The sequence below is a fragment of the Lentimicrobiaceae bacterium genome, from assembly GCA_020636745.1.
In the GTDB taxonomy this organism is placed as follows: domain Bacteria; phylum Bacteroidota; class Bacteroidia; order Bacteroidales; family Lentimicrobiaceae; genus Lentimicrobium.
On sequence record JACJXH010000001.1, the window covers coordinates 573,895 to 595,975 of the forward strand.

Annotated in this window: 18 protein-coding genes; 12 read left to right on the plus strand and 6 right to left on the minus strand. The window is 41.0% G+C overall.

The features are described 5' to 3' along the window. The first annotated feature begins 5 nt into the window (after positions 1-5). The 9 genes from H6541_02270 to H6541_02310 all read left to right on the plus strand — a co-directional run bounded on the left by H6541_02270 (position 6) and on the right by H6541_02310 (position 12,406). Positions 6-3,143, plus strand: coding sequence for a T9SS type A sorting domain-containing protein (locus H6541_02270; protein ID MCB9014591.1), 3,138 nt, complete (start codon positions 6-8; stop codon positions 3,141-3,143). Between the two features lie 313 nt (positions 3,144-3,456). Beyond that, complete coding sequence (locus H6541_02275; protein MCB9014592.1) at positions 3,457-4,329, plus strand: RnfABCDGE type electron transport complex subunit B; 873 nt, start codon at positions 3,457-3,459, stop codon at positions 4,327-4,329. 51 nt (positions 4,330-4,380) lie between these two features. Further along, positions 4,381-5,709: an electron transport complex subunit RsxC gene (gene rsxC, locus H6541_02280; protein MCB9014593.1), complete on the plus strand. Its 1,329-nt coding sequence runs from the start codon at positions 4,381-4,383 to the stop codon at positions 5,707-5,709. 1 nt (position 5,710) lies between these two features. Beyond that, positions 5,711-6,721 carry an RnfABCDGE type electron transport complex subunit D gene (locus tag H6541_02285; GenBank protein MCB9014594.1) on the plus strand — a complete coding sequence of 337 codons (1,011 nt, stop codon included), beginning with the start codon at positions 5,711-5,713 and terminating at the stop codon, positions 6,719-6,721. 83 nt (positions 6,722-6,804) lie between these two features. Further along, the gene (locus H6541_02290; protein MCB9014595.1) at positions 6,805-7,383 is read left to right on the plus strand and encodes an RnfABCDGE type electron transport complex subunit G; all 579 of its coding nucleotides are present in this window, start codon (positions 6,805-6,807) and stop codon (positions 7,381-7,383) included. Further along, complete coding sequence (locus tag H6541_02295; protein MCB9014596.1) at positions 7,380-7,961, plus strand: electron transport complex subunit E; 582 nt, start codon at positions 7,380-7,382, stop codon at positions 7,959-7,961. Before H6541_02290 ends, H6541_02295 begins: the two co-directional genes overlap by 4 nt. Positions 7,962-7,996: 35 nt before the next feature. Then, a complete protein-coding gene (gene rsxA / locus H6541_02300; GenBank protein ID MCB9014597.1) occupies positions 7,997-8,569 on the plus strand; it encodes an electron transport complex subunit RsxA in 573 nt (190 codons plus the stop codon). 276 nt (positions 8,570-8,845) lie between these two features. Continuing rightward, a complete protein-coding gene (locus H6541_02305) occupies positions 8,846-11,566 on the plus strand; it encodes a carbohydrate-binding protein (GenBank protein ID MCB9014598.1) in 2,721 nt (906 codons plus the stop codon). 300 nt (positions 11,567-11,866) lie between these two features. Continuing rightward, on the plus strand, positions 11,867-12,406 hold the full coding sequence (locus H6541_02310; protein MCB9014599.1) for an SRPBCC family protein: 540 nt from the start codon (positions 11,867-11,869) through the stop codon (positions 12,404-12,406). Positions 12,407-12,532: 126 nt separating this feature from the next. Here H6541_02310 and H6541_02315 read toward each other — a convergent pair whose 3' ends face one another. After that, positions 12,533-13,159: a DUF1684 domain-containing protein gene (locus H6541_02315; GenBank protein ID MCB9014600.1), complete on the minus strand. Its 627-nt coding sequence runs from the start codon at positions 13,157-13,159 to the stop codon at positions 12,533-12,535. Between the two features lie 229 nt (positions 13,160-13,388). On the opposite strand from H6541_02315, the gene H6541_02320 reads away from it, so the two are divergent. After that, positions 13,389-15,371, plus strand: coding sequence for a tetratricopeptide repeat protein (locus H6541_02320; protein ID MCB9014601.1), 1,983 nt, complete (start codon positions 13,389-13,391; stop codon positions 15,369-15,371). A 91-nt stretch (positions 15,372-15,462) separates the two neighbouring features. On the opposite strand, the gene H6541_02325 is transcribed toward H6541_02320, so the two are convergent. The 3 genes from H6541_02325 to H6541_02335 all read right to left on the minus strand — a co-directional run bounded on the left by H6541_02325 (position 15,463) and on the right by H6541_02335 (position 18,115). Further along, complete coding sequence (locus tag H6541_02325) at positions 15,463-16,674, minus strand: carbohydrate porin (GenBank protein MCB9014602.1); 1,212 nt, start codon at positions 16,672-16,674, stop codon at positions 15,463-15,465. A gap of 114 nt (positions 16,675-16,788) precedes the next feature. After that, positions 16,789-17,400, minus strand: a complete 612-nt coding sequence (locus H6541_02330) for a response regulator transcription factor (protein MCB9014603.1) — start codon at positions 17,398-17,400, stop codon at positions 16,789-16,791. Next, positions 17,393-18,115, minus strand: coding sequence for a hypothetical protein (locus H6541_02335; GenBank protein ID MCB9014604.1), 723 nt, complete (start codon positions 18,113-18,115; stop codon positions 17,393-17,395). Before H6541_02335 ends, H6541_02330 begins: the two co-directional genes overlap by 8 nt. Before the next feature lie 308 nt (positions 18,116-18,423). Here H6541_02335 and H6541_02340 point away from each other — a divergent pair, with 308 nt between their 5' ends. Both H6541_02340 and H6541_02345 read left to right on the plus strand, forming a co-directional pair. Further along, positions 18,424-18,996 (plus strand): pentapeptide repeat-containing protein, encoded by a 573-nt coding sequence (locus H6541_02340; GenBank protein MCB9014605.1) that lies wholly within the window; start codon positions 18,424-18,426, stop codon positions 18,994-18,996. A 111-nt stretch (positions 18,997-19,107) separates the two neighbouring features. After that, positions 19,108-19,818: an ATP-binding cassette domain-containing protein gene (locus tag H6541_02345; protein ID MCB9014606.1), complete on the plus strand. Its 711-nt coding sequence runs from the start codon at positions 19,108-19,110 to the stop codon at positions 19,816-19,818. Here H6541_02345 and H6541_02350 read toward each other — a convergent pair. Together H6541_02350 and H6541_02355 are read right to left on the minus strand one after the other, a co-directional pair. Further along, positions 19,768-20,901, minus strand: a complete 1,134-nt coding sequence (locus H6541_02350) for a glycosyltransferase (GenBank protein MCB9014607.1) — start codon at positions 20,899-20,901, stop codon at positions 19,768-19,770. The two genes, H6541_02345 and H6541_02350, sit on opposite strands and share 51 nt — an antisense overlap. Beyond that, positions 20,894-22,009, minus strand: coding sequence for a glycosyltransferase (locus tag H6541_02355; protein ID MCB9014608.1), 1,116 nt, complete (start codon positions 22,007-22,009; stop codon positions 20,894-20,896). Before H6541_02355 ends, H6541_02350 begins: the two co-directional genes overlap by 8 nt. Positions 22,010-22,081: the final 72 nt, after the last annotated feature.

The window sequence follows — 22,081 nt, forward strand, 5'->3', positions numbered from 1 at the left end:
CTCTTATGAAACACTTGTACACCACAATTATGTTGGTGCTAAGCTTGTCTTTGACAACGCTGGCTCAACAGGAAGTTCTCAGGCCTGCCGAAATATCAAAGGCCACTTATTTTGATGTTTCGCCTCCTTTGCGAGAAATGCCTGTAATTGAAGCCAGTAAGCGCGATCTTAGCTGGAAGGATGGCATTGTTAAGAATAAAGTGGATATGCCTGATTTTCGTAATCTTCCGCTTCCTGAAGCTACTGATGCTGATTTTAAAGATGCCCAGAACTTTAAGGGAAACCGCGAAGGTGTTCTTTTGCAAAGTTTTAACGGGGTAGGGAATGTTAGTGGCTATCTTCCTCCTGATACACAGGGCGATGTAGGACCGAATCATTATATGCAGATGGTGAATGCTGCTTTTGCTATCTGGGATAAATCAGGCAACCTGCTGTATGGCCCTGTTGACAATAGAACACTCTGGAATGGTTTTCCAGGCCCCTGGTCAAGCTCAAATGACGGTGACCCTGTGGTTATTTATGATGAGCAGGCCGATCGTTGGGTTGCCAGTCAGTTTGCTTTGCCCAATTATCCCAATGGTCCGTTTTATGAATTAATTGCCGTTTCACAAACCGGAGACCCCACAGGCTCCTGGTATCGTTATGCTTTTACTTTTACCAATATGCCCGATTATCCAAAATTGGGTGTATGGCGCGATGGTTATTATCTTTCGGTAAATTCATTTACTTCTGGTAGTTTAAACTGGAATGGAACCGGAGTTGCTGCTCTTGAACGTGATAAAATGCTGGTTGGTGACCCCAATGCTTCCATGGTTTTCTTTACTACACCAGCCAGTGGAAATCCATCCAGCTTTTTACCTGCCGATTGCGATGGAGCGTTTCCTCCGGAAGGAAGTCCTGCCATATTTGCCTATGGCCGCGATGGTTCAACTGATATGCTGGTGCTGCATGCCCTGCAGGTTGATTGGGAAACTCCGGCAAATTCAACCTTCACTGAACTGATTTCACTTCCAACAATGCCCTTCAGTTCAAATATTAACTCTGTACCGCAGCCTGGTACTTCGGTTACATTGCAAACCATCAGTAACAGGTTGATGTATAGGTTGCAGTATCGTAACTTTGGTACATACCAGGCAATGGTTGCAAACCATACAGTTAATGTTTCAGGTCATGCCGGAATAAGGTGGTATGAGCTTCGCAATTCCGGCTCAGGGTGGAGCATTTATCAGCAAGGCACTTATTCTCCTGATGCTACTTCACGCTGGATGGGATCTATCGCAATGAATGAAGCCGGTGATATTGCCTTAGGATTCTCGGCATCCAGTTCTTCCGTCTATCCTTCAATTCGTTTTACAGGCCGTTATGCCAATGATCCTTTAGGTGTAATGACCATAGCTGAACAGGATATTGTTGCAGGTGGTGGCTCTCAAACATCCTCATATCAGCGCTGGGGCGATTACAGTATGATGTCTGTTGATCCTGCTCATCCTGATGTGTTTTGGTACACTCAGGAGTATTATCAGTCTACAAGTAATCAGAGTTGGAAAACCCGTATAGGTGCTTTTACTTTTGGAACTCCTCTGATGGCTGTGGCAGTTGCAACACCTGATACTATATGTGCCGGTGAATCTGCCACTCTTAGTGCACAGGTTTCTGGCGCTTCAGGTGATGTTGTTTACGAATGGACTTCCTCTCCCGGAAGTTTTACGTCCGATTTGCCGGAGCCCGTTGTGACACCTGATGTTACTACTGTTTATTCAGTTACTGTTACCTCTGATGGCAATTCTGCTACTTCTTCTGTTGAAGTTGTGGTTAACGAAGCTCCTTCAGTTTCAGTTCCAGATGACTTGTTTGTATGTGCCGGAGCTCAGGTCGCTTTATCTGCTCAGCTTTCAGGCCAGGGAGAAATATTGTGGACAAGCGATGGAGATGGAACTTTCTCTAATCCTGCCGTTCTTTCACCAGAGTATCTTCCGGGTGTTCAGGATATTGAATCGGGAAGTGTCTTGCTAAAAATTAATGTAAACAGTAGTTTTGGTTGCGGAAGTGCATCCGACTCTCTTAATCTGACCGTCAATAAAGCTCCTTCTGCTGAAGCAGGCCCTGCTTATGAAAGCTGTGGGGCTGAACCAGTTCAGTTGGCCGGTGTTGCAACTGACTACAGCGCTGTAATGTGGAGCACTTTGGGTGATGGTACTTTTACCAGTCCCGGGTCTGCTGAGGCAATTTATGCGCCTGGCATAGCCGACCTCGAAGCCGGAATGGTAGAATTAATTTTTAATGTTACGGGTAATGTTTCCTGTGCCGATGCATCTGATACAACTTTACTTTCTATTTCTCCTGCAGCAGTTGTTGAAGCCGGACCAGATCAGGAAATATGCGCAGGTGAAAACATCCAGTTGGTTGCCGAAGCTGTAAATTATTCTTCGTTTTCGTGGGAAACTTCAGGCGATGGGCAGTTTACAGATGCTTCAGCTGTTGAAACAACCTATCAACCCGGCGCTGCTGATTTGATAAATGGCCAGGCGTCGATTTCAGCCAAAATTACTGGACTGGGTGCATGCCCGCAGGTTGAAGATCAGTTGTTGCTTCTCGTTCATCCATTACCCGTGGTATCTGCCGGAAATGACACAACCATCTGCAAAACTGCCAGTATCTTATTGACAGGGGTGGCTCAGCATGCCGGTTCTTACCAATGGGTGTCAAATGGCAATGGCAGTTTTCAGGATGCTTCTGCTTTAAATACAGTTTATTTTCCCGGAACCCAGGATACTGTTGGCAATGGGATTACCCTGTCTTTAAATGTCAGTAGCTTGTTTGGATGTGGTGAGGCTTCAGCCCAAAAAAACTTGCAGTTTGCTGAATGTCTTGGAATTGATAACATCGGTAAAGCTGAAATTAAAATTTTGCCAAATCCCACCAATGGATTATTTAGTGTTGAAATTAGTGGAATGCCTGAATTGCTCAAATTCAGAATATCTGTAACTGATGCCAGAGGTGAAGTAATAGTTGATCAAGCACACCAGAGTAATGGCAGTTTGTTCAAAACCAAACTTGATCTTTCAAATTACGCCAAGGGAATTTATCTGCTTAAGTTATCGGCAGGTGTAGAAGCCACAGTTGTAAAGGTAATTGTTCAATAATTTTTTTTCTATTTATTCAAAACCCCGTTTCACATTCCTGAAGCGGGGTTTTTGTTCATTTAGCCAATGCAGGAAGTGTAATTTATATGAATTCTAAACAAAAGCCTTGTGGTTTGATTATCAGTGCATAATAAATATTCTTTTTTAGATAGTTATTGTGTTGTAATTGTATGTAGTTGATATACAGGCTATTGTGGCATGATCTAAATTATGTTTGTTTCTGGGTGTTTTTTTTAATTGTTGCTACATTTGTCATGCTCTGAAGAATAGCCTTCAGAAAACGGACAAAACGCCATTAAAAAAGGAACAAACCGTGAACGAAACCCTTGTTTTTGCTGTAATTTCATTAAGCGCAATAGGCGTAATTTCTGCCATTATTCTTTACTTCGTCGCTCAGAAATTTAAAGTTATTGAAGATCCTCGCATCGATATTGTTGCAGAATTACTTCCAGGTGCCAACTGCGGAGGATGTGGCCTTGCAGGATGTCGGGCATTTGCTGAAGAATTAGTAAAAACGGCTGATTTATCAGCCCTTAACTGCCCTGTAGGTGGCAGTGACACCATGAAGCAGGTGGCCGCAGCATTAGGTCTTGAAGCTGAGGAAAAGGATCCGATGATTGCAGTGGTTAGATGCAATGGAAGTCGCACAAATGCACCGCAAAAGGTGAAATACGACAGTGCTGCATCCTGTGCTTTTGCTCACTCGCTTTCGGCCGGTGAAAGTGGTTGCCCCAACGGTTGTTTGGGTCTTGGCGATTGTGTGGTATCATGTAAGTTTGACGCCATTTATATTGATCAGGAAACAGGCCTGCCAGTGGTTAGCAATGAAAAGTGCGTGGCTTGCGGGGCTTGTGTTTCGGCATGCCCAAGGCACATTATTGAGTTGCGGCTAAAAGGCAAAAAGGACCGCCGTATTTTCGTTTCGTGTGTGAATGTGGAGAAAGGCGGGCCTGCACGCAAAAATTGCTCAGTAGCCTGCATTGGTTGTGGCAAGTGTGTGAAAGAATGTCCTTACGAAGCCATCACATTAAAGAATAATCTTGCCTACATCGATTATTCAAAATGCAGACTTTGCCGCAAATGCGAACCGGTTTGCCCAACAGGAGCCATTCAAGAGCTTAATTTCCCTGTTCGTAAAGAAAAGCCTGGTCAGCCTGAGGTTGTTTCAGATGCTGCTAAAGAATAAAATTTTCATTCCAACGATTTTTATAAACCAAATCTCTGGAGGATTTATAATTTGAAGACATTTAAACTTGGCGGTGTTCATCCTGAAGAAAATAAACTCTCGGCAGGGGCTGTAGTTGAAACATTGCCTTTGCCCGAAAAAGTTTGTATTCCTGTGTCACAAAGCCTTGGCGCACCCTCAAAAGTAGTGGTTGAAAAGGGTGAACTGGTAAAAACCGGACAACTGATTGCTAAAGGCGAGTCCTTTATTTCGTCAAATGTACACGCATCCGTATCAGGTAAAGTTGTTAAAATTGATGAAGTTATTGATGCTTCAGGTTACAGACGACAAGCTGTTTTTATTGATGTAATTGGAGATGAATGGGTTGAGAATATCGATCGGACTCCTGCTCTTGTGTCAGAAATTACAGCAACCAAAGATGACATTGTAAAGAAAATCAATGAGATGGGCATTGTAGGGCTGGGTGGCGCTACTTTTCCTTCTCACATTAAATTGATGGTTCCTGAAGGGAAAAAAGCTCAATATTTGCTGATAAATGGAGTTGAATGTGAGCCCTATCTTACATCCGATCACAGGCTCATGCTTGAACGTGGGAACGAAATGCTGGTTGGTATCAAAATTCTGATGAAAGGATTGGATGTTACCAAAGCCTATATTGGAATTGAAAGAAATAAACCCGATGCGATTGACCATCTGCGAAATCTTTGTAAGGATTTTCAAGGAATTGAAGTCGTTGAATTAAAGGTGAAATACCCGCAGGGTGGCGAAAAGCAGTTAATCAAAGCTGTTACCGGTCGTGAAGTCCCTTCAGGCAAACTTCCTATTGAAGTTGGCTGTGTGGTGAACAATGTGGGTACTGCTTTAGCGGTGTATGAGGCAGTACAGAAAAATAAACCGTTGATTGACAGGATAGTAACTGTTACAGGCAAGTCTTTGCAAAAACCATCCAATCTTCTTGTAAGAATTGGTACTCCTATTAGCAGTTTAATTGATTTTGCCGGTGGCCTGCCGGAAAATACCGGAAAAGTAATTAATGGCGGACCCATGATGGGAAAAGCCCTGACTTCGCTTGAGGTGCCTGTGGTAAAAGGAACTTCCGGCATTCTTATAATGTCAGAACAGGAGAGTGTAAGGGTACCGGTTTCTAATTGTATCAGATGTGCCCGTTGTATTTCGGTTTGTCCAATGGGGCTTGAGCCGGTTTTACTTGCACAGCTGGCCGAAAATCAAGGGTTTGAACAGGCCGAAAAAGAGCATATTATGGATTGTATTGAATGTGGCTCCTGTCATTTTACCTGTCCGGCAGGAAGACCATTACTCGATTATCTGAGGCTTGGCAAAAATAAAGTTGGATTTATAATCAGAACCAGGGGAAAATAATATGAGCATGTTAACTGTTTCGGGTTCACCCCATGTACATGGCCATCAGAATGTTAAGTCAATTATGTATGGCGTGGTGGTTGCCATGCTTCCGGCAATCTTTGTATCAATTTATTTCTTTGGTTTGGATGCTGCCAGGGTTTTCTTTGTTTCAATCGCAGCCTGCCTGTTTTTTGAATGGTCTATTCAGAAATATTTGTTAAAGGGCCCTCTAACCATTAATGATGGAAGCGCACTTGTAACCGGTGTGCTCTTGGCTTTTAATGTGCCCAGTAGCTTACCCGTTTGGATGATAGTGGTGGGAGCTTTGGTTTCTATCGGAATTGCTAAAATGTCGTTTGGCGGCTTGGGCAAAAATCCTTTTAACCCTGCGCTGGTTGGCCGTGTTTTCTTGTTGATATCTTTTCCTGTACAAATGACTTCGTGGCCGTTGCCCAAAGCTTTGTTTAATTCGGCAGTAACTGATGCCATTACCGGGCCAACTACCCTCGGGATACTCAAAGAAGGAATCAGTGCCGGAAAAACGGTGCAGGAGTTAATGTTATCGCCCAATTTCCCCGGCTATTTAAATGATTTTATCGGAGCTCAAGCCGGTTCAATGGGCGAAATCTCTGCCATTGCTCTTTTATTAGGCGCTGCATATATGTTTCTGCGAAAAATCATTACCTGGCATATTCCGGTTGCATATATTGGTTCAGCCGTTGTTTTTTCCGGAATTCTTTGGCTGGTGGATCCTACGCAGTTTATTGATCCCCTTATGCATTTGCTGGCTGGCGGTATGATCCTGGGCGTGTTTTATATGGCCACTGATATGGTGTCTTCGCCAATGTCGCCCAAAGGACAAATAGTTTTTGGGGTTGGCGCCGGGTTGTTAACGATTATGATAAGGGTATGGGGTGCTTATCCTGAAGGTGTATCTTTTGCTATTCTTATTATGAATGCTTTTACACCTTTGATTAATAAAGCATTCAAACCCGCAAGGTTTGGTGAGAATGTTCCGGTAAAGAAATAAATTTTTAAATCAGGATAACCTGTTGTAATTCAGGTGGTCTTAAAGTATTTCGTGGGTTTATTACTGAAATAAAGAAATTTGAAATGGCAAAAACAGAATCGTCATTCAGAAATATGGTGCTAACGCTACTGGCAATTTCTTTGGTAGCATCACTGTCTCTGGGGGCTGTGTATAATCTTACTAAAGAACCTATTGCCAAAGCGCAGCAACAGAAAAAAGAGAATGCAATCAAGCAGGTTGTTCCGGCTTTTGATAAATTGGAGCAGGTTTCAGTTATCCCGGAGCCTGGTGCTGACCCTATTCTCATCAATAAGGCTATCAAAGGCGATTCATTGGTTGGATATGCTGTTGAAACATATACCGACAAAGGCTTTGGTGGACGCGTCATGCTGATGGTCGGTTTTGATCCGGCCGGTACTATTATCAATACGGCTGTGTTAAAGCATACCGAAACTCCTGGTCTTGGAGATAAGATGGATATTGCTAAGTCTGATTTTTCGGTGCAGTTTAAAAATAAAAACCCCGAACAATTCGTGTTGAAAGTAAAAAAAGATGGCGGACAGGTTGATGCAATTACTGCCGCTACCATTAGCTCGAGGGCTTTTTGCGATGCAGTTCAAAAAGGTGTGGATGCGGTTAAAAAAGAAGGAGGTGCCAAATGAGCCAGTTGAAAAATTTTACAAAGGGACTTCTTGTTAGCAATCCTGTTCTGGTGTTATTGCTGGGGATGTGCCCTACGCTGGGTGTTACTACTTCTGCCATCAACGGTATGGGTATGGGCCTGGCTACCACTTTTGTCCTGGTTGCATCCAATGTAGCCATTTCGTTGGTTAAAGATTTAATTCCTGATAAAGTCAGAATTCCTTCATTTATCGTAATCATTGCCTCTTTTGTAACCATTGTCGACCTAATTATGGCTGGTTACGCTCCTGCACTGCATGCACAATTAGGATTGTTTATTCCTTTAATTGTGGTCAACTGTATTGTGTTAGGTCGTGCAGAAGCTTTTGCCTCAAAAAACGGGGTGTTCTCATCAATGATTGACGGGTTAGGTATGGGCATTGGCTTTACCTTCGCTCTGATGATGCTTGGAAGTATCAGAGAACTTCTGGGATCAGGCGCTGTATTTGGATTTAAGCTTATTGCAGGTGATGCCATTCTGGTGTTTGTTCTAGCTCCAGGTGCCTTTATTGCACTCGGTTATCTGATTGCTCTTATCAATAAGTTGCGCAAAGTCTGAGTCCTGTTTTCTAATTCATCTAAAGAAAAGCTATTATGGAATATATTATTATTGTCATTTCAGCCATTTTTGTTAACAACATCATTTTTGCTCAGTTCCTTGGAATCTGTCCTTTTCTGGGCGTTTCCAATAAATTGTCCACGTCTGTGGGAATGGGCGGAGCGGTTGTTTTTGTGATGACGCTGGCAACCATAGTGACCTACCTGGTTTATCAGTTTATTCTATTACCTCTTGGATTGGGCTTTTTGCAAACAATCAGTTATATTCTGGTGATTGCCGCCCTGGTGCAGATGGTTGAAATCATTCTTAAAAAAGTTAGCCCTGCCATGTATCAGGCCTTAGGTATTTTTCTGCCATTGATCACTACAAACTGCGCCGTTTTAGGTGTGGCTATTCTTGTGATTCAAAAAAAGCTGAACCTGATGGAAAGTGTGGTTTTTGCCGTGGCAACTTCTATTGGCTTTACACTGGCTCTCGTTATTTTTGCCGGTATCCGCGAACATCTCGACCTCATGGGCGTGCCTAAAGGTATGCGCGGTATTCCTATAGCCCTGGTTGTTGCCGGATTGCTTTCCCTTGCATTTATGGGTTTTGCCGGTTTGGTTTAACTGTTTCAAAGTCTTAAAAAAGCCCGGGTATTTATTGTATCCGGGCTTTTTTTAGTTGAGAAAGTCAGTTTTTGGATTTGATAAATGCCTAAGGTTAACTTCAATGCTTTGGTAATGAGTGTAATGCGAAAATGTAACCAGGGTGATGTAGTTGTGATGTAATAAAAATCGGGGCTGGAATTATGATTATATCTATGTTTGTATTGCGACTTTTGATTGGCCAAAGCTGTTGGAAAACTCAACTTTGGTCTGTTTTATTCTTTATACCTTGTTTATATGAAAACATTAATGCTGAAAATCATTTTACCAGTTTGTCTGCTGTTTTATAGTTCAGCAGCTACATTCGCACAAGGCTATCTTCATGCCAATGGGAAGTTTATTGTTGATGCCAATGGAGATGAGGTAATTTTACGTGGAATTGGCACTGGCAACTGGATGCTTCAGGAAGGTTACATGATGAAATCTGCATCATTTGCCGGTACTCAGCATGAATACCGCCAAAAACTTATTGAAACCATAGGAGAAGAAAATACCAATACTTTTTATCAGTCATGGCTCGATAATCATTTTACACGTACCGATGTTGATTCAATGAAAAGATGGGGTTTTAATAGTGTGCGTGTTGCTATGCATTATAAATGGTTTACATTGCCCATTGAAGATGAGCCTGTTGCTGGGCAGGATACCTGGCTGGAAGATGGTTTTGTCAGAATAGATAGCTTGCTCGATTGGTGTGGTGATAACCAGATGTACTTGATTCTGGATTTGCACGGTGCTCCCGGGGGGCAAGGTCATGATGCCAATATTTCTGACTATGACCCTTCAAAACCTTCACTTTGGGAAAGCGCTGAAAACAGAAGAAAAACGGTAGCTCTTTGGGCGCGCCTTGCTCAACGCTATGCTGATAAACCCTGGATGGGTGGTTACGACCTGATAAATGAACCTAACTGGGATTTACCGGGAGGTACCTTACTCAGGCAGCTGTATCAGCAAATTACCACTGCCATTAGAGCTGTTGATGCCCATCATATGATTATTATTGAAGGTAACTGGTTTGCCAATGATTATACAGGACTTACACCACCCTGGGATAATAATATGGTTTATAGCTTTCATAAATACTGGAACTTCAATACACAGGGTTCTATTGACTGGATGAAGACTATCAGAAATACTTATAATGTGCCTATTTGGCTTGGCGAATCGGGCGAAAATTCAAATACCTGGTTTACTGAAGCCATCGGACTTTGCGAGAGTAATAAGATTGGCTGGTCATGGTGGCCGGTTAAAAAAGATGGTATCAACAATGTGCTGGAAGTAACAGCTGGTCGTAATTACGATAATCTTATCAGTTTTTGGGAAACAGGCAGTCCGGTTATGAATTCTGAACAGGCTTTTGCTGCTGTCATGGAATTTTCAAACAACCATCGTATTGAAAATTGCAAGGTGAAATATGATGTGATTGATGCCATGATGCGCCAACCCTTTACCACTGAAACCCTGCCTGTAAAAATTTATCATCCAGGTGAACCGGTGCACGCTGTTAACTATGATATGGGACGCAGCTCAATCGCATACTGGGATGCCGATTCAGCTAACTATTATCTGAGCACAGGCGGCGATCGCGTTAACTGGAACCAGGGTTGGGAATATCGCAACGACGGAGTAGATATTGAAAAATGTACCGATGTGAATGCCGGTAATATCGGTTACAATGTTGCCTACACCTCTGATGGAGAGTGGATGCAATATACTATCCAGGCTGATACTACTGCAGCATACACTGTAACTTATCGTTCGGCATCTTCCGCCACTCCCTCTGTAGTTCATCTGCAAATTGACGGAACTGACGCCGGAAGTTTACACACCCTGCCTTATACCGGTGGCTGGCAAACATGGAGCTCTTCTTCTCAAAATAACATTATTCTTCCGGCCGGAACGCACAAAGTCAGGTTAGTGATTGATAGGGCTGGTTCTAATCTGAGCTTTTTTAGCTTTACAAACCCTGTTTCGGTCAATACTGTGCCTTTTGAGTTTGTATCGGCATGCACTTCAACCGATGGGAATTTAATTTATTTAACTGTAAACAAGGGCGTTACTGAGCTTAATCAACAGCCTGGCGATTTTCAGGTAACTGCTAATGCCATTTCGCTGGGCGTTTCATCTGTTACCATCGACCCTGAAAATAACAGAAAGCTAATACTTGCATTGAATGTTCCTGTTAGGTTTCAACAAGTGGTGAAACTTTCATACAGTGGTACATCTGTTGTTTCTGATGGCGATTTTCTGACCCCATTTTCTGAAAAAGATGTAAAGAATAATCTGTTGCCGCGTTTTACCATTCCCTGTTTGATTCAGGCTGAAGAGTTTTATGTGAACAATGGGTTTCAGCTTGAGAATTGTTCTGATACCGGAGGTGGACAAAATATCGGTTTTGCCAATCCCGGAGATTATCTGGATTACTTAATTTACGTACCTGAAGCCGGCGAGTATAAGCTGGACTTCCGGTATGCAACACAATCAACCACAGGGCGCATTGAAGTGCGGATTGGCGATGGCAGTGAATTTGTTAACCATGGCTCTGTTTATTTTCCGTCGACTGGCGGATGGCAGGTATGGAAAAATCTTTCAGTCAACGTGAACCTGCCTCAGGGAAATCAAACATTGAGGATTTATACCGTTTCGGGCGAATTTAATATCAACTGGTTTAGTCTGGCTACCCCAAATTCAGTGGAAAACTCCAGGCTGAAAGGTTCATTGCAGGTGTATCCGAATCCTGGAAATGGCCTGTTCAGAGTGAATGCTAAACTCGATAAATTTGCCCCGGCTACCATTGAGATACTTGATGTGAGCGGTAGAGAGCTTATGGTGTTTAATTGCAAAAATGCTGATTTTGTTGACGAAACATTGAATATTCAGCATTTTTTACCGGGAATTTATATGGTAAAGATTAAGGCAGGATTTGAGTCAGCTCAAACCAGAATTGTGAAGTACTAAAATGCTAAAAATGCTTTCTGCCTGAAGGAGTTTAATTGTTTATTTCGGGCAGAAACACCCTTGTTTCATGGGGGTCTTCCTTGAATCATAACCTGTTTTGTTCAGCAACGGGAACTGCTTCATTGTTAAACTTTTATAGGAGATTGTTGTTATAACCTTTCCGGGATATTATACTGCTTTTACTGCCTACCCTTTTTGTTGAGTGAGGTTTGTTATCGCCTTATAAATGCCGTAGTGAAAACCTGGTGGTTTTTTCTGCAACTTATCCACCATTTTTGTAAACTTAAATCCTTGAAGCCTATGAAAATTCTCAGGAAAATCTTATTTGTGCTGGGTAGCCTGATTGCCCTGGTGTTGATTGTGGCACTTTTTGTCAAAAGTGAGTATGCGGTAGAGCGTCAGACAGTTATTGACAAGCCGGCTGCTGATGTTTTTAATTATGTAAAATACCTTAAAAATCAGGACAACTACAGTGTATGGGCTTCAATGGATCCTCAAATGAAGAAGGATTATCGTGGCACTGATGCAACGGTCGGCTTTGTTTCTGCATGGGATAGTGAGAATAAAGATGTAGGCAAAGGAGAGCAGGAAATAACTAAAATTACAGAAGGTCAGCGCATTGACTTTGTAATCCGGTTTATCGAGCCATTTGAGAGCACCGATTATGCTTACATGACCACGCAAAGTGAAAACGATAGCACAACTCGCGTTACGTGGGCATTCAACGGTAAAATGAAGTATCCGATGAACATGATGCTGCTTTTTATGGATATGGAAGGGATGCTCGGAGGTGATTTGGAAAAAGGACTGGCCAATCTGAAAGGAATTATGGAGAAATAATACCTTGTAAGTATCTTTCGCTTCATGTAAAATAAGCCTGCCGGGCAATTTCTGGCAGGCTTATTTTTTTATTGGTTCTGGCAGAAGAGCTTGAAACCCAGCTGCAATTTAATTATGGTGCCAAATTTACCTGTCTTCATATTTGCGTTCACCTGAATCAAGCAACATGGACATATTATTGCTGTCAGGCGGTATTATGCTGTAAATGGCGCTGTTATAAGCATTGTAAGGATTAAATGCTAAATTAAAATCAATGACCATGCTCCCGTTTGCTGCTGCTTCAACCGGAACATAACGACCTGTAGCCGATGTTTCTTTGCCTGATGTAAGATCTGTAATTGGGATAAACAGCTGTTGACTTCCACTCTGAAATTCAGGGAGGTTGTTGTTTACAAATACATCCAGAGCGTATGATTTTCCTTCATAATTAAAGGTTGCTGTCCCATATTTAACCAATTCATATTTTCCACCGGCAGTGGTACGCATACTCACTTTTGTTTGGGCCGCAGCAGGCGCAAACTGCGCAATAATACGGTATTTGTATTCAACCGAAAAGTATTTGAGCCCCGTATATTTTTCAATTTGCGATGATGTCAGGGGTGTGGTTGCCGGATTGATTAACTGTTCGTTTCTCATCTCCCTGTAATTTTCAACCTGCTGGCTGTGTTGTTGAATTGTTTGCATATCTGTTTGAGCTTTAAGGTGATTACTTATAAATAGTCCCACCGTCAATGTCAGAATGATTGTTTTCATTTTCATTGGTCAGTTTTTTTGTGGTTAGGCATGGTAATTTGAATGAATGGATTGTAAAACCTTTGATTGATTGTCTTGTTACCTGTGCACCTTTTTGGGGCTTTTGCTCCAGGGTAACCATCTCTCAATTCAGTATTTTTTTGCCCTTTTATTCACAAAGATAGCTTATTATTTAGAAAGATTATAAATAAAGCTTATATTTGTGTTTCAGCCCAAACCCGAAAATGGAATGAGAAGGTTAATGCTTACATTGATTTATTCTGTATTAGTACTGTTCAATTCTGCGATTTGCAGTAGTGCTGATGCACAAAACAATGATATAGATAGCCTTTTCAGGATGTTTGAACTGAACAATGGGAATGCTATAGTTTTTGATAAACTGGATGCTGCCATTACCGGATTATTTCATAACGATACTGATAAAGCCATGAAACTTGCCGGCAAAATGCTTGGTTATGCCCGCAGGTCGAAAAATAATTATGCTGAGGTAAAAACAATGCTAAACATAGGCATTGCCTATGATTTAAAAGGGAATTATAAGTCGGCATTAAAGCAGTACAATGCAGCTTTGATTTTAGCTAAAAGTTACAAGCTTAAGAAGCTTGAGGGAGATATATATAATAACTTCAGCATTACCCAGGCAGTGATCGGAAATATGGAAGAGTCGGTTTCCAATGCGTTAAAGGCTATGGCAATATTTGAAGCAGAGAACGACAGTTCGCGCATGGCTAAAATATACAATAACCTTGGTTCCAGATATTCCGAAATGGGGTATTTGGATGAAGCACTTTCGTACTACCAAAAAGCGGCCTTATTTAACGAAAAACTAAATGATCAAAAGAAGCTCGCTTTTAACTATGGCAATATTGGATTGCTGCTGATTGAAAAGAAACAAAGTGAGAAAGCCCTTGAGTTTTTCAAAAAATCAATGATTCTTCAGGATACAGTAAGTGATAAGTATAATTATGCCATTGTATTGCATTATCTGTCACTCGCTTATCAGCAACTGGCGAAATTTGACCTGGCTTTAAAATATGAAGAACGTTCCTTTGAACTGGCTTCTGAAATTAACGACGATTTGGGGAAAATAACCAGTTTAAACGGATTGGCTTCCATCAATGCTCAAGTGGGGGAAAAGAGACGAGCCCTGCAGTATTATCAGCTATCAGCTAAAATTGCAGAGCAAATTGGCGCACGATATTATCTGATTAATATTTATGAATCTATCGCCGCTATTTATGCTGAGTTAAAATTGTATCGGGAAGCCTTTGTCTTTAATGAAAAATATACCGACCTCAAGGATTCAATTATGACCAGTGAAAAAGATAAGGCTGTTCAAAAAATCAAAGAGTATGAAAATCAGAAAACAAAGCAGGAAATAGAATTGTTAACTAAAGATTCGGAGATTCAGAAACTGAAGATCAGGCGACAGAAAATTTTAAGAAATTCTATTTCAGCGGTTGGAATTTTGATTCTGATGCTTGCTATCGGTTTATTGCACAGGTACAGATATGTGCGCAAAACAAGAAATGAGCTTTCCGAAAAAAATATCATTATCCATAAGGAGAAAGAACGTTCAGACGAATTATTGCTGAATATTTTGCCTGCTGAAACCGCTGAAGAACTAAAGAATAGCGGAAAATCAGCAGCCCGGCATTTTGAACAGGTAACGGTGATGTTTACTGATTTCAAGGGGTTTACATTCATGGCCGAGAAATTGTCTCCTCAGGCCCTGGTTGATGAAATAGATTTTTGTTTTCGGTATTTTGATCAGATTATGTCTAAATATCAGGTCGAAAAGATTAAAACTATTGGCGATGCCTATATGTGTGCAGGCGGGTTGCCAATTCCCAATACGACAAATCCACATGATGTTGTGATGGCGGCCATAGAAATTCAGCAGTTTATGGAAAAGCTAAGGGCGGAGAGAAAAAAAGAGAATAAACTGTTTTTTGAATTAAGAATAGGAATTAATACCGGACCGGTTGTGGCCGGAATTGTTGGGACCAAGAAGTTTCAGTATGATATTTGGGGAGATACAGTAAATGTGGCAGCCCGCATGGAGTCGGGCGGAGAGGTTGGAAAAGTAAATGTTTCACAATCAACTTATGAATTGATTAAGGATAAATTTATTTGCAAGCACAGAGGTGAAGTTGAGGCCAAAAATAAAGGTGCAGTGCATATGTATTTTGTTGATGGTGTCAGAGTTTAAGGTCGCGGGGGATTCTGAAATTTCCGGCTCATGATTGGGTGTTTTTTTTGTTGTGAGTGTATTTTTTTGGTCATTTACAGTGTGCGGTATTTTATTCAAGGCTAAGTCCTATTCTTAAAACGCCCGCCAGCGCATTAGGTAAGTTTGTGTCAAACCCGGCAGGATGAATGATGTATTGCAGGTCAGCCTGTATGAATAGTCGGGGGGTGATGTATTTAATGTAAAACGATTCAATCGTAGTTTCACTCTTTTTGTTATGGGCGCTGAAACCTGCATTTGCTATGGCAATTCCTACGGCATCTTCAGGTTTTCTCCTTGAAAAACCGGAAAATGTGAAACCTGCTCCGGTGTAGCTGTTATGAGCATTTACGCTGGATGTGCTTGTTGCCAGCTGATAAAAGAAATTCAGGGTCCGATGGCTGGTTTTACTTTTCAGTATGGTTAGGTCAGATATTAGGTACAGCCCATAATTCTGATGAGATTTTCTGATATTTATCCCTGAATCTGGTTGAGCTTCTGTTAATCCGGTGTGATAATAATATCCGGTTTTTATGTTTCCCGGTAAGTTCTTGAAATTGGTGCTGAATTGAAATTCTGAAACAAACAGTTTTCCGTCTTCCGGTTGAAGATGCCATCGCAGGTTGAATGTGTTTTGTTCAAATGCAGTCGGGCAGCCATCGTAAACAGCAGCCAGCAGGTTGATGTTGTTGTTTAAGGCAGTTTTTATGGTAATTCCCGGTGCTGTTAATGGGAATAATGGTGCGGGAATGTTATTGGATATAACCGGCGGTATCCCAAATGAGCTATTGATGAATAAACTTCCTGTACTGTTTCCTGCAAATTCTATATTCATATCCTGCAGTCCGATAGTTATCTCAGTTTTCCTGAACGTTTGCTTATACCAGCATTCCTGCAAAAAAAGATGATTGCCGCCATCGATGTTGGAAATTACCTGAAAATCGCCAGTGAGGTTTTCTGAAGGTGATTTGCCATTTATAGCAGCCATATTAACAAATAATTGACCTCCTCTCCATAAACCAGCATGTTGTGTTTCAAGACTTGCATTCAGGTTGAGCATCCAAAGGCAGGTGGTTCCTTGTTTGAGCCCTCCGGCCAGATTGGTGCATGCATCTCCTGTTACTGATGCATACGTTGTAATGATTTTGTGACGAATAGCTTCCCTTGATATGGAGTTTGCAGGCTCATTACTGCTGGTTGAATCATTTGAAATTATGCTGCTGCCAGTGCAGGTTAATGTATAACTGATGCATATAAAAAACAGGAATAGTTGCGCGATTTTCATGCCGTTATTGGTTAATTGCTTTCGTATGCAAATTAACTGCTAACTCAAAAAGGTGGCAATCGCGTGTATTTGTGAATGTGAAGGTGCCTTATCCCCGATAAAGGGGATGCCTGATTATTTTCCTATGTGCGGCAATGTGTCAATACTTACTATCTTATGCGAAATGGCGTAAATAGCCAATCCTGCCTGACTCTTGATTCCGGTTTTCTGAATGATGTTTTTTCGGTGACTAACCACTGTGTGAATACTGATATTTAGTTTGTCTGCAATTTCTTTATTTGAAAGGCCATGCACAAGTTTTATCAATACATCCGTCTCTCTTTCAGTAAGATGCTCGTTATGTTGCGTGTCTTTGATTTCACTGCTGCTTGTAAACAGGTGATAGATAGAAGTAACGATGTTTTCAGGCGAATCATTTATTTGCAGCACTTTGTCGAAAAGCTCAATAACTTCCTTGTCATAATATGAATATACAAGTGCTGCCCAAATAACCCGGCTGTCAGCTCTCTTCATTTGTTTGAAATTCCTGATGTTGTGCTGAATTTGAGAGGGATTGATTAAGACGATGTCTATACTTTGTTTTATCCCCGACTGCTCGTATTCAGCAATGTTTTCGGCGCGTATAATGTGAAAATGATAGGCTGATTTGAGTAAAATAGAGGCAAGTCCCTCAAAAATGATGGAGGAGGGTTCAATAATGGCAATATGAATGGTAGGTTTAACCAATTTTTACTTCTTTTTCACGGTTTATTACCAGGGGGATAAGCACTTCTTCCTCAATTATAGAATGAATATTTAATACATATTCCAGTTCTATAAGGCTGAAGATTAACTTTCTCCTGAGTTCAGGGCTGTTTTTAAGCGAAATATGCTTCAGCAGCAGATTTTTTAAATCTGTTAGTTTCGACTCTATATCAGTATGATGCTCAAGGTATTCCGTGCTTGAAAATTTAAGGCCGATTCCGGCATCTTCCGCAATCTTTGTCTTCAGCAAACTTCTAAAATAGGGAAAAGCCACTTTCTCTTCATAATTTAAATGTTCAGTTACTTCCATAAAGTAATCATTAAAAAAGTAACCAATCATTTTTATTTCCGCCGAAGCGTCTGTTTGAAGTAAATCGCTTATATAGCCTTGAATTTCAGGGTATTTATCGTTTTTAAAATACTGATGGCTATTGTTCAAAAAGTGAATTATGGTTTCGATATGATGATAATCAATTTTTTCGATGCCCGTGGCACTGTAGCCGTTGTATAAATTGGCAAATAATATAAAAGTATTTTCGTCAATTTCGTTCTCACGGCATATTTGCGAAACTGTTTTATCATGCATTACCAAATCCAGGTTGAAGTGCTCCAGCAAAAGGAGCAAATACGGGTTTTCAAATATCAGGTCTGCAATTTTAATTTCGGGCCTGATGAAAGTTCTGATGGTCTGATACATTTGGTTAAATTGTTCTGGTAAAAATAGTATAAAACCTTTAAAGTTTGATTTCTGATGCTGTAATAGCTGCCTTCATTTCAATTCGATAACTAATTAAATCAGGCCGGAATGTGTAAATATTCATGGTTGGCTGCGAGCATGATTTGTATTTTATTTTCTTTTTGAATCCGATTGGCGTACCTGATGTGTGCTGCAATCATTTACTTTTGCATTTGCACAGGGCAGCTAAAACAGGTGATGAATTTAAAAATTACAGGTCTGCATCCTGCCTGTTGTTGTATGAGTTTAATCAAACGATATGATTTGCGATGGAGAGTAAAGTACAGCTGGCCAGGTGTTTTGAGAATCTGAATTATGTTCATAAAATGACCCGTAATGTTGAATTTGAACAATGTACTTTTATTCATTGCGATTTTTCAGACGGAGGCTTTGCTTCCTGTAAGTTCGTGGATTGTACATTTACTCATTGTAATTTTTCAAATGCCGGATTGGGCAACAGTCAGCTGAAAGGCGTTTCATTTGTCGATTGCAAGTTAATGGGCGTGAATTTTGGTGAATGTTCTGATTTTCTCTTTAGTGTTGGATTTAAAGGATGTATGCTTGATTATGCATCATTTACCAGAAAAAAGATGATGAAAACTGTGTTTTCTGATTCGTCATTAAAAGGTGTGGACTTTAGCTTTTGTGATCTCTCAAAATCGAAATTTGATCAGGTTGATTTAATGGATGCCATTTTTGAAAAGGCTATATTGAAGGAAGCTGATTTGAGATATGCCATAAATTTTATCATTGATCCGGAGCAAACAAATTTACGCAAGGCAAAGTTTTCTCAGCAAGGTTTGGCAGGGTTACTCTCTCGATACGATTTAATTATTGAATAGCCGGTACTTATAAATGGCAATAGTTAATAGTGCTCAGCAGCATTCAATCATTAAAAATATCTGTCATTTTCTGCTTACTTCTTATCTTTACACACTCAAATCAAAATTATTATGGCCCTCGACACCATCATCAGGCTTGCCAATCTTAATGTATATCAGCGAAATATTCTTGTTTTGTCGGAAGTTAATCTGACCATTTCAAAAGGAGAGTTTGTTTACCTGATAGGGAAAACAGGTACTGGTAAAAGCAGCCTGCTTAAAACATTATATGCTGATTTGCCTGTAACTGAAGGTGAAGCCGAAGTTGCAGGTTATAATCTGTTATCCATAAAAAGGCGCGAAGTTCCTTTTTTGCGCCGAAAGCTGGGGATTGTATTTCAGGATTTTCAATTGCTGTCAGACAGAAGTGTTAGCGATAATCTGTTGTTTGTGCTTAAAGCTACTGGCTGGGACGATAAGAATGCCATGCAGGAACGGATAAAAGACGTGCTCGAAAAAGTTGGATTGGGCACCAAAGGTTTTAAAATGCCTCATCAATTGTCAGGAGGGGAACAGCAAAGGGTGTCAATTGCCCGCGCGCTTTTAAATGATCCTGAGCTTATTCTGGCCGATGAGCCCACGGGTAATCTTGATCCAGAAACATCAAAAGGTATTATGGAGTTGCTTATCGATATTAGCAAAGCCGGCAGGGCAGTGTTAATGGCTACACATAACTATTCGCTTATGGAAAAATATCCGTCGCGCACGGTTAAATGTGAAGGGGGAAAGGTATCAGCTTCCGAAAATAATTTTGATCAGTTTGTCGGCATTCCTGCTGTTTGAAAAGTTTTGAGAAAGAATTTCAAGTCTGTTTTCGGCATCCTGATGGCTGAAGGGCTGATGTTGCAGCTTTTCGAGAGCAGAACGCAAACCATGGGCTTCTGAAGCTATACAGCACAATTCGTCTAACCCGGTTCCGTTAAGCATAGGTGGATTCACCAGGCAATGCCTTCCGTTGTAGAGTGTATTTAAAAGCTTTAGTTTAAGCCCTGTAGCTTGAAAAGTAACAAGGATGTTCACATGTGCATTCCGGATAAGAGAGAAGAGCGACTCATCGTCAGGGTTGGCTATGATCTCTATATTCGGCTGGCTGGCGGCCATTTGAATAATTCGTTGAGGTGGATTCATGCCGGCAATTATCAATCTGAGTGGAGAGCCGGCAAAAACTTTTGAAATGAGGTATGCGGCTGCGGCTTCATTTTCAGGTACTTCAATGTTGCCGTGGTAAAGTGCATAGTCCCCCGAACCCTCAGCAATTGTAATTTGGTTGTTGGCATGAAAACTTGGCAGAAAATGCACTGACTTGCCAGGGAAATGTTTCTGCAAATATTCCGTGTCCTCTTTTGAAACAACCAACATAGCTCCGGCATGATTTAGAATACGCTGGAAAAGTAAAAGCTTCAAACTTTCAATCAGAAAATATGCTTTTTTCCCTAAGCGATGCTCAGCTTTGAAGAGGTTAAAATAATACTGATGTTCAATATTGCTCTCTCTGTATACCAGTAGCCGGCCTTTCAGTCTGTGATCATTCATATAATAGCACGAATGCAGTCCTTCAAAGAGTATGGGATAATCATCTTTTAAAAGGTTATGCATCATTTCCTCCGAACGTCTGCTTTTTACAATGTAAGGAACGATGCTGAAAGCTGAGATCAGGCCTGTAACACGCGGGTAATAGAATATTTCTTCACACAGGCTTTCCAGTTCCGGCGCCCTCTTCCGGCCCGGATATTCAATAATATGAAGGTGCAGTTTAATGCCTTTGTGATGTAATTCGCGAATCTTATAAAAAACATCAATGACCCCGCCATAGTTAGGAGGGTAGGGGACATCAAATGAAACAATATGGAGGTGACGTTCAGACATATTTTTGATAGATAGCCATTAAGACTTTTTCTTCGTTTTCCCAGGTTAGTTCAGAGGCCGCTTTAGCCAGATTTATCTTCCAATTTGCCACACTTTTCTCATCGCTCAGCATCAAATTTATTATTCGTGCAATTTCAGTTGGTTCATGGCTCTCGGTTATCATGCCAATCTGGTAGCTTTCAATAATCCGGCTGATTTCGGGTAATCGTGATGCTAATACTGGTATTCCGGCATGAATGTAATCAAATAGTTTGTTAGGCAGGCTAAACCTGTAGTTAATATTGGTGTCTTTATCAAGTGTTAGTCCCAAATCGGCCAGCCTTGTGTATTGCATCATTTTCTGATAGGGCATTTTAGGCAAAAACATTACCCTGTCTTTGTATTCAGGGGCAGCAGCTTGTTGTTTGAGTTGTTCTATAACATCTCCTCCACCAATAATCAACAATACAGCATTTTCAATATATCTGATTGCTTCTATGGCTTCTTCGGCACCACGCTGAATATTGATGCCGGCACCCTGCATCAGTACAATTTTTTTATCATCAGGCAGCCCCAGTTCCTGGCGGGTTATAGTTGAATTGCCCTTATAAGCTCTTGGTATATTGCGGACTATATGCAGTGTTTTACCATATTTATTTTGGTAAAGATTTGCAATAGAGGTGTTTACTGTAAAAATATCGTAAAGCCTGGGAAAGATAAATTGTTCAATCTTAAGCCATATCCATTGCACACGGGGCCTGTTAACCAACTCAGGAGTTTCAGTGTAATATTCATGGCTATCGTAAACTATGGGTACTCGCTTGAGAAGGCTGGCAGTATAATTTGCCAGTAAGGTGTCAAGGTCGTTTGCTACCAGTAATTTGCAAGGGTGAGTAAGTAAATAGAAGAGCAGCCTGATGTTGTATTCAGCATAAAAGAGCGGCCCTTTTTTGAAAGCCAGATGCATCCTGTGTGTGGCATAAGGTCGCTGTTCCAAAGGAAGGCTGTCGGGTAAGGCACGCCCAACCAGCAATACCTTGAACCCCATCCTGGTAAGGCTATTGCACACTTTATCAACACGTTGATCGGTGCTTAAATCATTTGTAACAGAAACAATAACTTTAGTCAAGGCCGGAATCTACAATCAAAAATGGTTTACAAAATTATCTGATTTTTTAATACAAGCCTCATAAAGTATGAG

Coding starts and splice junctions, on each gene's coding strand:
- H6541_02345 (MCB9014606.1), top strand. CDS start 19,108: ATGGCCCTCGACACCATCATCAGGCTTGCCAATCTTAATGTATATCAG.
- H6541_02290 (MCB9014595.1), top strand. CDS start 6,805: ATGGCAAAAACAGAATCGTCATTCAGAAATATGGTGCTAACGCTACTG.
- H6541_02325 (MCB9014602.1), bottom strand. CDS start 16,674: ATGAAAATCGCGCAACTATTCCTGTTTTTTATATGCATCAGTTATACA.
- H6541_02320 (MCB9014601.1), top strand. CDS start 13,389: ATGAGAAGGTTAATGCTTACATTGATTTATTCTGTATTAGTACTGTTC.
- H6541_02305 (MCB9014598.1), top strand. CDS start 8,846: ATGAAAACATTAATGCTGAAAATCATTTTACCAGTTTGTCTGCTGTTT.
- H6541_02310 (MCB9014599.1), top strand. CDS start 11,867: ATGAAAATTCTCAGGAAAATCTTATTTGTGCTGGGTAGCCTGATTGCC.
- rsxA (MCB9014597.1), top strand. CDS start 7,997: ATGGAATATATTATTATTGTCATTTCAGCCATTTTTGTTAACAACATC.
- H6541_02315 (MCB9014600.1), bottom strand. CDS start 13,159: ATGAAAACAATCATTCTGACATTGACGGTGGGACTATTTATAAGTAAT.
- H6541_02340 (MCB9014605.1), top strand. CDS start 18,424: ATGGAGAGTAAAGTACAGCTGGCCAGGTGTTTTGAGAATCTGAATTAT.
- H6541_02335 (MCB9014604.1), bottom strand. CDS start 18,115: ATGTATCAGACCATCAGAACTTTCATCAGGCCCGAAATTAAAATTGCA.
- H6541_02285 (MCB9014594.1), top strand. CDS start 5,711: ATGAGCATGTTAACTGTTTCGGGTTCACCCCATGTACATGGCCATCAG.
- H6541_02270 (MCB9014591.1), top strand. CDS start 6: ATGAAACACTTGTACACCACAATTATGTTGGTGCTAAGCTTGTCTTTG.
- H6541_02350 (MCB9014607.1), bottom strand. CDS start 20,901: ATGTCTGAACGTCACCTCCATATTGTTTCATTTGATGTCCCCTACCCT.
- H6541_02295 (MCB9014596.1), top strand. CDS start 7,380: ATGAGCCAGTTGAAAAATTTTACAAAGGGACTTCTTGTTAGCAATCCT.